The 12,811-nt window shown below is 67.0% G+C and carries 11 protein-coding genes; 6 read left to right on the forward strand and 5 right to left on the reverse strand.

The features are described 5' to 3' along the window. Window positions 1–106: 106 nt before the first annotated feature. The 4 genes from ACAD63_RS20030 to otsB all read right to left on the reverse strand — a co-directional run bounded on the left by ACAD63_RS20030 (window position 107) and on the right by otsB (window position 4,635). Window positions 107–442, reverse strand: coding sequence for a 4a-hydroxytetrahydrobiopterin dehydratase (locus ACAD63_RS20030; protein WP_084254411.1), 336 nt, complete (start codon window positions 440–442; stop codon window positions 107–109). 33 nt (window positions 443–475) lie between these two features. After that, complete coding sequence (otsA, locus tag ACAD63_RS20035) at window positions 476–1,867, reverse strand: alpha,alpha-trehalose-phosphate synthase (UDP-forming) (protein ID WP_135704411.1); 1,392 nt, start codon at window positions 1,865–1,867, stop codon at window positions 476–478. 61 nt (window positions 1,868–1,928) lie between these two features. Beyond that, entirely contained in the window at window positions 1,929–3,794 is a 1,866-nt protein-coding gene (locus ACAD63_RS20040) for a glycoside hydrolase family 15 protein (protein ID WP_135704409.1), read from the reverse strand. A gap of 13 nt (window positions 3,795–3,807) precedes the next feature. Beyond that, window positions 3,808–4,635, reverse strand: coding sequence for a trehalose-phosphatase (gene otsB, locus ACAD63_RS20045; RefSeq protein WP_135704407.1), 828 nt, complete (start codon window positions 4,633–4,635; stop codon window positions 3,808–3,810). Between the two features lie 300 nt (window positions 4,636–4,935). On the opposite strand from otsB, the gene ilvA reads away from it, so the two are divergent. Continuing rightward, a complete protein-coding gene (gene ilvA, locus ACAD63_RS20050) occupies window positions 4,936–6,474 on the forward strand; it encodes a threonine ammonia-lyase, biosynthetic (protein ID WP_135704405.1) in 1,539 nt (512 codons plus the stop codon). Window positions 6,475–6,503: 29 nt separating this feature from the next. Beyond that, complete coding sequence (gene queF, locus ACAD63_RS20055) at window positions 6,504–7,337, forward strand: NADPH-dependent 7-cyano-7-deazaguanine reductase QueF (protein ID WP_434033199.1); 834 nt, start codon at window positions 6,504–6,506, stop codon at window positions 7,335–7,337. Window positions 7,338–7,351: 14 nt separating this feature from the next. Here the strand turns inward: queF and ACAD63_RS20060 are convergent, their stop codons facing one another. Next, the gene (locus tag ACAD63_RS20060) at window positions 7,352–8,731 is read right to left on the reverse strand and encodes a carbohydrate porin (RefSeq protein ID WP_434034029.1); all 1,380 of its coding nucleotides are present in this window, start codon (window positions 8,729–8,731) and stop codon (window positions 7,352–7,354) included. 188 nt (window positions 8,732–8,919) lie between these two features. Here ACAD63_RS20060 and ACAD63_RS20065 point away from each other — a divergent pair, with 188 nt between their 5' ends. The 4 genes from ACAD63_RS20065 to ACAD63_RS20080 are packed head-to-tail and all read left to right on the forward strand — an operon-like array spanning window position 8,920 to window position 12,810. Then, window positions 8,920–9,675, forward strand: a complete 756-nt coding sequence (locus ACAD63_RS20065) for a TetR/AcrR family transcriptional regulator (RefSeq protein ID WP_135704403.1) — start codon at window positions 8,920–8,922, stop codon at window positions 9,673–9,675. After that, the gene (locus ACAD63_RS20070) at window positions 9,672–10,658 is read left to right on the forward strand and encodes an HlyD family secretion protein (RefSeq protein WP_135704401.1); all 987 of its coding nucleotides are present in this window, start codon (window positions 9,672–9,674) and stop codon (window positions 10,656–10,658) included. The genes ACAD63_RS20065 and ACAD63_RS20070 overlap by 4 nt, the downstream gene beginning before the upstream one ends. Beyond that, window positions 10,655–11,635, forward strand: coding sequence for an ABC transporter ATP-binding protein (locus ACAD63_RS20075; protein WP_135704399.1), 981 nt, complete (start codon window positions 10,655–10,657; stop codon window positions 11,633–11,635). The genes ACAD63_RS20070 and ACAD63_RS20075 overlap by 4 nt, the downstream gene beginning before the upstream one ends. Further along, a complete protein-coding gene (locus ACAD63_RS20080) occupies window positions 11,632–12,810 on the forward strand; it encodes an ABC transporter permease (RefSeq protein WP_133093674.1) in 1,179 nt (392 codons plus the stop codon). Before ACAD63_RS20075 ends, ACAD63_RS20080 begins: the two co-directional genes overlap by 4 nt. Window position 12,811 lies beyond the last annotated feature (1 nt).

Consider the following 12,811-nt stretch of genomic DNA (forward strand, 5'->3'; position numbering starts at 1 on the left):
GTATGGCGAGCGATTTACTGCCGCTCGAGGCTGAAAGAATTCAAAACCGCCTCGCACACAAAAATACGGATAGGCCCGGCAACGTCAGGGGCTGTCAGCAAGAACCCTATCCCACCAACTCCCCACTCCTCACCGCCATAATAAAATCATTCCGATGCAACCCCTTGATCTTCTTGGTCCGCCAGGAAACCGTAGCATGCCCCCATCCAAAACTGATCTCCGGATGATGCCCCTGCTCTTCCGCCAGCTGCCCGACGCGATCAACAAACGCCAATGCCTCGGCAAAGTTGGCAAATGAAAATCGCCTCTCCAACCGAGTAGCCCCATCCACCAGATCCCATCCAGGCGCCTGCGGCAATAACGCCTCAGCCTCATCAGGCGTCAGCGGCGGGACGCCGCCACGACATGGCGTGCATGTTTGCGATGCCAGATCCTCACTCATAGCCCACTCCTAAACAGGCAGGCAGCTAAAACCTCAACCGCCCTCGGTCTCAGCCAGCGCGCGCAAGAATTCACTACTCCACCAGTGCACATCTTGCGCCCGAATCCGCTCCAGCAGCTTCTGGTGCCGCGACTGGCGCTCGGCCAGCGGCATGTGCAATGCCTGCTGGATCGCCTGCGCAGTCGCGCGGGTATCGTAGGGATTCACCAGCAGCGCCTCCTTCAATTGCTCCGCCGCGCCGGCAAATCGCGACAACACCAGCACCCCCGGATCCTCCGGATCCTGCGCGGCAATGAATTCCTTGGCCACCAGGTTCATCCCGTCCCGCAGCGGCGTCACCAACGCCACGCGACTCGCGCGGCACAGCCCAGGCAGCCGCTTGCGCGCGGTAGTGCGATGGATATACCGCACCGGCATCCAGTCCAGTTCGCCGAACTCGCCATTGATCGCGCCAGTCAACTGCTCCATCGCGCTGCGCAGGTCCACATAGGCATCGACCGACTCGCGCGACGGCGCGGCGATCTGCACCAGTGTGGCGCTCATCCGGTTTTCCGGATATTCCGCCAGCAGCCGGTAGAACGCTTTCAGCCGCTGCGGCAGTCCCTTTGAGTAATCGAGCCGGTCGATGCCGAGCAGCAGCCGCCGGCGCGCGTACTGGGCGCACATCATCTCGTAGGTTTCCTGCGCCTCCTCGCCGCGGCCGAGTGTGATGAACTCATCCACGTCGATCCCGATCGGGAACGCCTGCGCCCGCACCGTGCGATGGAAGGCCCGGTAGCGGTGCTCGCCCATCGGCTCGGCCTGCGCCTCGGCCTGCACGTAGCGCGAGAAGTGCTCCACGTCGGCGTGGCTCTGGAAGCCGAGCAGGTCGTACGCGAACAGCGCGCGCATCAGCCACTCATGCTGCGGGATGGCCGCCAGGATCAGCGGCGGCGGCAGCGGCACGTGCAGGAAGAAGCCGATCTTCTGGCCGCAGCCGATCGCGCGCAACTCGGACGCCAGCGGGATCAGGTGGTAGTCGTGGATCCAGATGACGTCGTCGGGCTTGAGCAGCGGCGCCAGCTTGCGCGCGAACAGCTGGTTCACCCGGCGGTAGCCGTTGAGGAAGTTGGAATCGAAGTCGGCGAGGTCGAGCCGGTAGTGGAACACCGGCCACAGCACGCCATTGCTGTAGCCCAGGTAATACGCGTCGTGGTCTTCGCGGCTCAGGTCCACCGTGGCCAGCGTCACGTTGCCGGCCTGCTGCAGGTGCAGTTCGCCTTCACCGGGGGTGCCGCCCTGCGCTGCTTCCAGCGCCTTGCCGCTCCAGCCAAACCACATCCCGCCAGTCTGGCGCAAGGCTTCGGAAAGCGCCACGGCAAGGCCGCCGGCGGCCACGTTGCGCGGATCTGCGACACGGTTGGATACCGCTACAAGTCTTGGCATATGTTGTTTTCTGGATTCCTTTGTTCTTGCCGTGCGAGATGCCGGGAGCGCGGGTGCGAGGTCAGATCACCGTGTCCCACGGCGCCGACAGCCGCATCGCGCCATTGATCAGCCCGACCATCGAGTAGGTCTGCGGGAAATTGCCCCACATCTCGCCGGTCACGGGATGGGTGTCCTCGGAGAGCAGGCCGAGCGGGTTGCGCGCGGCGAGCATCGCCTCGAAGATCTCGCGCGCCTCGTCGCGCCGGCCGATGCGCGCCAGCGCGTCGATGCGCCAGAAGGTGCAGATATTGAACGCGGTCTCGGGCTTGCCGAAATCGTCGGGGGCCTCGTAGCGGCGCATATACGGCCCGTCGCACAGCGAAGTCTCCAGCGCCTTCACCGTGGCGATAAAGCGCGGGTCGCGCGGATCGATGAAGTTGACCTCGGCCATCAGCAGCACGCTGGCGTCGAGCTCGCGCCCGCCGAAGCTTTCGGCAAAGGCCTGGCGCGATTCGCTCCACGCCTCGGCCAGGATCTGTTCCTTCATGCGGTTGGCATGGTCGTGCCAGTACGCCGCGCGTGTCGTGATCTGCAGCTTTTCCGCGACCTTGGCCAGCCGGTCGCATGCAGCCCAGCTCATCAGCGCCGACGAGGTATGCACGCGGGCACGCGTGCGCAGTTCCCACATGCCGGCGTCGGGGGTGCCAAAGACTTTCACCGCCTGCTCGCCCACCTCTTCCAGCCGGCGGAACTCGGCCGGGCCGCCGCGGTGCAGCAGCCGGTGGTCATGGAAGGCCTGCGCCGCGCCCAGCACCACGTTGCCATAGACGTCATGCTGGAAGTGTTCCTGCGCCTGGTTGCCCACGCGCACCGGCCCCATGCCGCGGTAGCCGGGCAGGTGGTCGAGCATGCTTTCGGGCAGCTCGCGTTCCAGGCCGATGCCGTACAGCGGCTGGATATGTCCGTCCTGCGACTGCATCACCACGTTGGAGAGCCAGCGCAGGTAGTCCTCCATGGTGCCGACCTCGGACAGGCTGTTGAGCGCGCGCACCACGAAAAACGCGTCGCGCAGCCAGCAGAAGCGGTAGTCCCAGTTGCGGCCGCTGCCCGGCGCCTCGGGGATGCTGGTGGTCATTGCCGCGACAATGGCGCCGGTCTCTTCGTACAGCGACATCTTCAGCGTGATGGCGGCACGGATCACCGCGTCCTGCCATTCGCGCGGCACCGCCAGCCGGCGGCTCCACAGGCGCCAGTAGGCGGTGGTTTCCTGCTCGAAGTCGCGCGCGATCTCTTCCACGCCATGCGCCAGGGTCTCGTCGGGGCCCAGGATAAAGTTGTGCCCGCGCGTGACCAGGAACGGCGTGTGCGACAGCACGTAGGCCAGCGGCGCATCGGTAGTCATGCGCAGCGTCATCGATTCGCCGATGTAGCGCACGTGGCTGCTGCCGCGCGAGATCTCCGGCGCCTTGCGGCCCCATTCGAAGCGCGGCGCCACCACCACCCGCACGCGCGGCGCGCCGCGCACGGGACGGATGCGCCGGATCAGCGTGGTCGGCCGGAAATAGCGGCCCAGCCGGAAGAAGCGCGGCGCGAAGTCGGTGATCTCAAGGCAGTTGCCGTGCGTGTCGCTCAGCCGCGTGCGCAGCACCGCGGTGTTGGGTTCGTACCACTGGCTGGCGCTGTGGAAGTCCTCGATCTCGATCGAGAAATGGCCGGCGTTCTCGCTCGGGTCGAGCAGTGCGTTGAAGACGGGATCGCCGTCAAAGCGCGGCAGGCACGACCAGACGATGCGCCCGCGGCAATCCACCAGCGCGGAGATTGCGCAGTTGCCGATCATGCCCAGCGAGAGCGAGCCCTCGGCATGCCGGCAGTTGCCGTCCACGGTCTTGTTCACGCCTTCGCTCGGCGGCTTTCCCAGCTCGCTGGGGCTGCTCGTATTGGTCACAGCAGTACCTCCCTCAGGATGCTGTCGGATAGGGGTTGTGGCGCGGTGCGCCTTCGCGGCCTGGCTCGGCCTCGTGCGGCACCGCGGCGGGCTGGCCGGCGGCGCGCGCGGATTGATCCAGCGCCCGCGCCGAGCGGTGCAGCCAGCAGCGCAGCGCAGCGGGCCCTTCCACGCAGACGCCGGCCACGGTCTCGCGCCGGCCCACCAGCACGCCCAGCCCGCCGAGCTTGCGCACGGCGGCAAAGCCGGGCTCGTCGGTCATGTCGTCGCCGGCAAACAGCGGCGTGCGGTCGCAGAACGGCGCCGACTTCATGAAGGCGGCGATGGCATCGCCCTTGTCGACGCCGGCGGGCTTGATCTCGACCACCATCTTGCCGGGCAACGCTTCCAGCCCGACCGCGTGGCGCAATACGTCAGTGACCGCGGCATCGACGAGGCCGGCCAGCTCGGGTGCCTGGCGGTAGTGGATGGCAACGGCGACGGACTTGCGCTCCAGCCGCAACGCCGGGTAGGCGTGCACGAGCGCTTCAAGGTGTGGGATCAACGGCTCGAGGGCCGGCGCGGGTGTCTGGGACACCATGCCGCCGTCGGTGCGGAATTCCGCCCCGTGGATGCCGGCCGCCGGCAACTGCAATGGCTGCAGGAAATGGTCCAGCTCGACGATGGGCCTGCCGGAGATGACGGCGAGCGCGCCGTCCAGCCGCTGGTAGAGCGTACGCAGCGTGCCGACCAGTTCAGGTTCCACCTGCACCAGTTCGGGCCGCGGCGCGAGGTCGGCCAGCGTGCCGTCGAAGTCGAGAAACAGCGCGGTATTGGGTTCGATAAGCGGTAGCTGAGGCATCGCGTTACACCGTAACACGTCGTTTTGACCGGCGTCCACCGGGCGCAGTCCTACATGGCGGGAGCGCAATCGTCAGCCGATGCAAGTCCGGGGCCAGCCCCGGCGCATCGTTCCGGGCCCCGCCGCCAGTGCCTTCCCCACCACTTCAAGGCACGGCCACATCCGTCCCGCGCTAACTTCCGCGGGCGACGGTTGGGCTGCCCCGGTGGGGTGCGCGGCGCCGCCATCCTTTATCATTGACGGTTTCCGCCAGAATTTCCGGTTTTTTTGCGCCGCCCCCGCGGCCCCTGCCCTGACACCATGACCCGCTCGTCCGCCGCCCGCCCCGACTACCTGAAGAAAATCCTGACCGCCAAGGTCTACGACGTGGCGCAGGAAACCGAACTGACCTATGCGCACCAGCTGTCGGCTCGCACCGGCAACTCGGTCTGGTTCAAGCGAGAAGACACCCAGCCGGTGTTCTCGTTCAAGCTGCGCGGCGCGTACAACAAGATGGCCTCGCTCACGGCGGAGGAACTCAAGCGCGGCGTGGTCGCGGCGTCGGCCGGCAACCACGCCCAGGGCGTGGCGCTGTCCGCGGCCCGGCTGCAGTGCAAGGCCATCATCGCCATGCCGGTGACCACGCCGCAGGTAAAGATCGACGCGGTGCGCGAGCGCGGCGGCCAGTGGGTCCAGGTCGAGCTGCACGGCGAGTCCTACAGCGATGCCTACCACCACGCCGCCGAGCTGGAGAAGAAGCACAAGCTGACCTTCATCCACCCGTTCGACGATCCCGAAGTGATCGCGGGCCAGGGCACCATCGCCATGGAAATCCTGCGCCAGCACCCGGGCCCGATCCATGCGGTGTTCGTCGCCATCGGCGGCGGCGGGCTGATCTCCGGCGTCGCCGCCTACATCAAGGCAGTGCGTCCGGAGATCAAGGTGATCGGCGTGCAAACCGTGGACTCGGATGCGATGAAGCGCTCGGTCGATGCCGGCAAGCGCATCGAGCTGAAGGAAGTGGGCCTGTTCTCGGACGGCACCGCGGTCAAGCTGGTCGGCAAGGAAACCTTCCGCATCACGCGCGAGCTGGTCGACGACATCATCCTGGTCGACACCGATGCCATCTGCGCAGGCGTGAAGGACGTGTTCCAGGACACCCGCAGCATCCTGGAGCCGGCCGGCGCGCTGGCGGTGGCGGGCCTGAAGGCGTATGCCGAGCGCGAGAAGCTCAAGGGCCAGCACCTGGTCGCGATCGCCTGCGGCGCCAACATGAACTTTGACCGCCTGCGCTTTGTCGCCGAGCGCGCCGAGGTGGGCGAGGCGCGCGAAGGCGTGTTCGCCGTGACCATCCCCGAGGAGCGCGGCAGCTTCAAGCGCTTCTGCGAGCTGGTCGGCACGCGCAGCGTGACCGAGTTCAACTACCGCATCGCCGACACCAGCATGGCGCATATCTTCGTCGGCGTGCAGATCGCCAGCCGCGCCGAGAACGACAAGATCGCCGCCAGCTTCCGCAAGCATGGCTTCGACACGCTCGACCTGTCCAACGACGAACTGGCCAAGCAGCACATCCGCTACATGGTCGGCGGCCGCTCGGCGCTGGCGCATGACGAACTGCTGTACCGCTTCGAGTTCCCGGAGCGCCCGGGCGCGCTGATGAAGTTCCTGTCGAGCATGAGCCCGAACTGGAACATCAGCCTGTTCCACTACCGCAACCAGGGGGCGGACACCTCCAACATCCTGGTCGGCATCCAGGTGCCGAAGAACGAAAAGCGCGCCTTCCGCGCCTTCCTTTCGACGCTGGGCTACGTACACTGGGACGAAACCGACAACCCGGTGTACAAGCTGTTCCTGTCCTGATTGCTGTCCCGCTTCCTTCCGAGCGCCCCATGAGCCTCCCCGAACACTCGCCGCTGGGCAAGCCCTCGGCCTACAAGACCGAATACGACGCCTCGCTGCTGTTCCCGATCCCGCGCCAGCCCAAGCGCACCGAGATCGGCCTGCCCGAAGGCAAGCCGGTGCCGTTCTTCGGCGTCGACATCTGGAACGCGTACGAACTGTCGTGGCTGAACCTGAAGGGCAAGCCGCAGGTGGCGCTGGCCACCTTCATCATCCCGTCGGACACGCCCAACATCGTCGAGTCCAAGTCGTTCAAGCTGTACCTGAACTCGTTCAACCAGACCAGGATCGCTTCGCCGGAAGCGCTGCAGCAGCTGTTGCACCACGACCTGTCCGACGCCACCGGCGGCACGGTGCAGGTGCGGCTGGTGACGGAGGCAGATCTTGGCAAGCAACAAATGGGCGAGCTCGACGGCCTGCTGCTGGACCGGCTCGACATCGAGGTCGACCGCTACGAGCCCGCGCCCGAACTGCTGTTCGCCAACCAGGAGGAAACGCCGGTGGAAGAAACGCTGGTGTCGCACCTGCTCAAGTCCAACTGCCTGGTCACCGGGCAGCCCGACTGGGGCAGCGTGCAGATCCGCTACGTCGGCGCGCCGATCAACCAGGAAGCGCTGCTCAAGTACCTGATCTCGTTCCGCAACCACAACGAGTTCCATGAGCAATGCGTCGAGCGGATCTTCATGGACGTGCTGCGGCAATGCAAGCCGGTGAAGCTGGCGGTGTATGCGCGCTACACGCGGCGCGGGGGGCTGGATATCAATCCGTTCCGGACCAACTTCAATACGGCCTGGCCGGACAACAAGCGCAACGCGCGGCAATAAGGCTGGACGGGGAGTCAGAACTCCCCGTGAAACCTCACCCCATAGAACTTCACCGGCCCGCGGTCCCGGTTGTAGCCGGGATTGCGCACGAACTGGAAGTCCGGGCTGATGCTCAGGTATTTCACCGGCTGGAAACTGTAGTAGACCTCCAGGATCTGCTCGGGGCCATAACGCAGCGCACCGTCACCAAGAAAGGCGCCCTGCCCGCCCGCGGCAAGATAGTTGCGATGCTGGCCGCCCAGCATATTGATCGCGACCGCCACGCCCAGCGCATCGCGGGCACGTCCCCATGCATCCCCCTTCATCACGCCGCCACCTGACACCTGCCTGCCGATCTCGGTAAAGGCATAGGTCTCGGTCTTGTCATCCGACAGGCTGGCGCGCGCAAACACTCCCAGCGAATCCGACACCTCCTGCAGCAGCGTCACGCCGACGCCCGTCTTGGCGTGCTCGCGCCGCACCTCGGCCAGGTCCGGCGTGGTGTTGTTGGCGATGCCGAACTGGATCGCATCGCTGAACGCGCCCATGCGCGCCTTGTTGCGGAACAGCAGCAGCCGCGCGGCGCCGGGCCGGCCCGCGAGCTGGTAGCGCTTCTCCAGCTCGATGATGTCGCCGTAGTGCTCGAACATGCGCGTATCGAGCTCCAGCCCGTTCGATTCCAGCGGCTGCAGGAAGCGCCCGATGCGCGCCGACCAGCCGTCGCCGATGTATTCCAGCGACACGCCCCAGGTATAGCCGCGCGCATCGGCCGGATAGTCGAACGCGCCATGCGTCATGAACGACCAGTTCATGAATTGCGTGCGCGGGTCCGAGCCGAACTCGTTCTGGTCGAACACGTCGAGCACGCCGAAGTTGCCCGCGGTCAGCACCACGCGCTGGCGGTCGACGGTGCGTGCGAACTGGTTGAAGTCGGCCTCCAGCGCCTCGCTGCCGCCGCCCATGCCCCAGGTCTGCCGCACGAAGGCGCGCGCGCGGTAGAAGACGGGGCTGGTGCTGGCCGCCTTGCCCAGTTCGCCGTTGGACAGCCCGCCCAGGCCGTGCAGGCCTGAGAACGGCACGCCTTGCGTGGCTTCCGGATTGAAGTGGAATTCCGCACCGCGCCACAGCTTCAGCCCGAGGTCGAGCGTCGCGCTGAAGGAGTAGCTCTTGGCGCGTTCGGTGCCAATGCTGTTCGGGCCCGAATAGGCGGCGTTGAACGCCGGCTTGCGCTGCCAGACGTAGGTGCTCTGGCCGTGGAAGGCGAACGGGCTATCGGCATCCGCGGCGGCGTCGGCGGCAGTTGCCTGCTGCGCCGTGGCCGCCGGCAGGCATGCGCAGCAGGCCAGCGCGGCAAGCGCGCGGCGGAATCTGTGTCGGGCGCGCGGGTACGCGGCGGCAAGTGGCGAAAACAGCATGAACAAAGAGGAGGCGAATGATGTGCCGGCGGCGGCGCGGCGCGGCGCGGCGCCGCGCACGCAGCATAGCCAAGCGCACATGACATGTCCACCGCGGAGCCAGGTGCGGTAATGCCGACGTTGTAACTGGGCTTGAATTAATTAATTCGAAAATTAATATTGTTTTCGACACGGTTCAACACACGCCCATGCCACGCAAACCAGCTACCCCGAATCCGCCCGATCGTCGCACACCCGGTCGCACACCCGGCCGCCCTGCCGCGGGTCAACCCGGCCAGCGCGAGCGCATTCTCGATGCCGCCACCGAACTGTTCTCGCGGCACGGCGTCGCCGGCACGCCGGTCAAGGCCATCGCCGTGAAGGCAGGCGTCACGCCCGCGCTGGTCCACTACTACTTCAGCGACCGCGAGCTGCTGCTCGATGCCGTGATCGAGGAGAAGGTACAGCCGCTGGTCGCACAGTTCTTCGCCACCGGCCCGGAAGTTTCGGAGCCGCTGGCGATGCTGGTCGGCATCGCCACCCGGCTGGTCCGCGCCGCGGCGGATACGCCCTGGTTTCCCGGACTATGGATTCGCGAGGTCGCCAGCGACGACGGCGCGCTGCGCGAACGCGTGCTGAAACGCTTCGCGCTGGAGCGCGGCAGCGCGCTGATGGCGCCGCTGGCCGCGGCGATCGCCAATGGGCAGCTCAACCGCGGGCTGGAGCCCGCGCTGGTGATGCCCTCGCTGGTGGGCCTGACGCTGCTGCCGCTGGCCACCACCCATATCTGGCGCCGGCTGCCGGGTGCCGAAGCGGTCGATACCGACGCGCTGGTGCGCCATGTCTCGGCGCTGCTCACGCACGGGCTGGCCCCCGCGCCGACTGACCGCGCCGGAACCTCGCCCCCACCCGCATCAAAAAAGAAGGGCCGTGCGCCCAGGCATTCCCCGGAGTCCGCTGCATGAACACCGTTGTTTCCCCCCTTCCCCTTCTGGCGCGCGCGCTCCCCATCGCCGCGCTGCTCGGCGCCGCGCTGCTTGCCGCCGGCTGCGGCAAGTCCGGCACCGACACCTGGCAAGGCTATATCGAAGGCGAGTTCGTCAGCGTCGCCTCGCCCTTCGCCGGCCGCCTCGACACGCTTTCCGTGCAGCGCGGCCAGCAGGTGGCGCAGGGCGCGGCGCTGTTCGCGCTCGAATCCGACGACGAACGCGCCGCGCGCCAGCAGGCCGAAGACCAGTTGCGCGCCGCCGAAGCGCAGCTGCAGGACATGAAGACCGGCAAGCGCCCGGTCGAAGTCGACGTGAGCCGCGCCCAGCTGGCGCAGGCGCAGGCCCAGGCGCAACGCAGCGCCGCCGCGCTGCGGCGCGACGAGCGCCAGTTTGAGATCGGCGGCATTGCGCAGGCGCAGCTCGACGAGTCGCGCGCCCAGGCGCGCAGCGATGCGGCGCGCGTGCGCGAGCTGCAGCGCGATATCGACGTGGCACGCTTGCCCGGACGCGACGCGCAACAGGCCGCACAGGCCGCGCAAGTGGCCGCGGCGCGCGCCGCGCTGGCGCAGGCGGACTGGAAGCTGTCGCGCAAGACCGTGGCCGCCACGCAGGCAGGGCTGGTCTACGATACGCCCTACCGCCTCGGCGAATGGGTGCCCGCCGGCAGCCCGGTGGTGCGCATGCTGCCGCCCGGCAACGTCAAGGTGCGTTTCTACGTACCCGAGGCCGTGGTCGGCGCGCTGCGCAACGGGCAGGCCGTGCAGGTGCGCTGCGATGGCTGCGCCGCGCCGGTGGCGGCCAGCATCACCTATGTCGCCAACGAAGCCGAATTCACGCCGCCGGTGATCTACAGCAACGAGACCCGCAACAAGCTGGTGTTCCTGGTGGAAGCACGCCCGTCCGCCGCCGATGCCATCAAGCTGCGGCCCGGCCAGCCCGTCGAGGTGGTGCGGCAATGAACACGGAGACCAGCCACGCTGACAACGGCCGCGCGCAGGAACTTGCCATCGACGTGCGCGGGCTGAACAAGCACTTCGGCGACAAGCACGTGGTCAACGACCTCAGCATGCAGGTCGCGCGCGGCGAGATCTTCGGCTTCCTCGGCCCCAACGGCAGCGGCAAGACTACCTCGATCCGCATGATGTGCGGCCTGCTGACGCCGGATTCGGGCGAAGGCACCTGCCTGGGTTTCGGCATCCTGACCGAATCCGACGAAATCAAGCGCCGAGTCGGCTACATGACGCAGAAGTTCTCGTACTGGGACGACCTGTCGATCCGCGAGAACCTGGACTTCGTCGCGCGCATGTATGGCATGCCGGACCGGCGTGATGCCGTCGACCGCGCGCTCGAAGACCTGGGCCTGGCGACGCGCTCGGCACAGCTGGCGGGATCCTTGTCGGGCGGCTGGAAGCAGCGGCTGGCGCTGGCGGCCTGTCTGCTGCACGAGCCGGAACTGCTGCTGCTCGACGAACCTACCGCCGGTGTCGACCCCAAGGCGCGGCGGGATTTCTGGGAGCATCTGCACCTGCTTGCCGCGCGCGGCATCTCGGTGCTGGTCAGCACGCACTACATGGACGAGGCCGAGCGCTGCCACAAGCTCGCCTATATCGCCTACGGCAAGCTGCTGGCGCAAGGCACCGCCGACGAAGTCGTGGCCAGCCAGCAACTGTCGACGTGGAGCGTGGAAGGCGACGACCTCGCCACGCTGTCGGAGCAATTGCAGGGCGCGCCGGGCGTGGAACAGACCGTGGCATTCGGCACCGCGCTGCACGTCACCGGGCGCGATGCGCAGGCGTTGGCGGGCACGCTGCAGCGCCTGGCCGGACCGGGACGGCGCGTGATACAGGCCCACACCAGCCTGGAAGACGTGTTCATCCACATGATGAGCCGGGCCGATGACAACATGGACACGCGCAAGGCGAAGGAGCCGACATGAACGCCGCCGCAATCCGGAACCCGCGCCAGCCTCGCGCCAACGGCACGCGCTTCTCGGTCCAGCGCTGGTGGAGCATCGTGCTGAAGGAATTCCTGCAGCTGCGCCGCGACCGCGTCACCTTCGGCATGATCGTCGGCCTGCCGATCATGCAGCTGCTGCTGTTCGGCTTTGCCATCAACACCGACCCGCGCCACCTGCCGACCGCGGTGATCGCTGCCGACCAGAGCGAATTCACCCGCACCTTCATTGCCAGCATGCAGAACTCCACCTATTTCAAGGTGGTGGCCACGCTGCCCGACGAGGCCGCCGGCAGAGAGGCGCTGATGAAGGGTGACGTGCAGTTCGTGCTCAGCATCCCGCCCGATTTCACGCGCAAGCTGCTGCGCGGCGAACGCCCCGCGCTGCTGGTGGAGGCCGACGCCACCGATCCCTCGGCCACCGGCCAGGCGATCGCCGCGCTGCCGCAGCTGCCATTCAGGGTCGGCACCCACGACCTGAAAGGCTCGCTGGCGCCGCTGGCGGGCGGCAAGGCGCCGTTCGACGTGCAGGTGCAGCGCCTGTACAACCCCGAGGGCCTGACCCAGTACAACATCATCCCCGGCCTGATGGGCGTGATCCTGTCGATGACCATGGTGATGATGACCGGGCTGGCGATGACGCGCGAACGCGAGCGCGGCACCATGGAAAACCTGCTGGCCATGCCGGTGCAGCCGCTCGAGGTGATGACCGGCAAGATCGTGCCGTACATTTTCATCGGGCTGATCCAGGTGACCATCGTGCTGCTGGCCGCGCGCTGGGTATTCAGCGTGCCTTTCGTCGGCTCGGTGACGGCGGTCTACCTCGCGGCGCTGCTGTTTATCGCGGCCAACCTGACGGTGGGCATCACCCTGTCGTCGCTGGCGCAGAACCAGCTGCAGGCGATGCAGCTGACCTTCTTCTACTTCCTGCCCAACATCCTGCTATCGGGCTTCATGTTCCCGTTTGCGGGCATGCCCGGCTGGGCGCAGGCGATCGGCAACATCCTGCCGATGACGTATTTCAACCGCATGGTGCGCGGCATCCTGCTCAAGGGCAGCGGCTGGGCCGAGCTATGGCCGCAGGTCTGGCCGATGGCGCTGTTCATCGTGGTGGTGATGACGATCGCGGTGCGCTTCTACCGCCGCACGCTGGACTGAA

Source organism: Cupriavidus sp. a3, from assembly GCF_051015765.1.
GTDB classification, from domain to species: Bacteria; Pseudomonadota; Gammaproteobacteria; order Burkholderiales; family Burkholderiaceae; genus Cupriavidus; species Cupriavidus oxalaticus_A.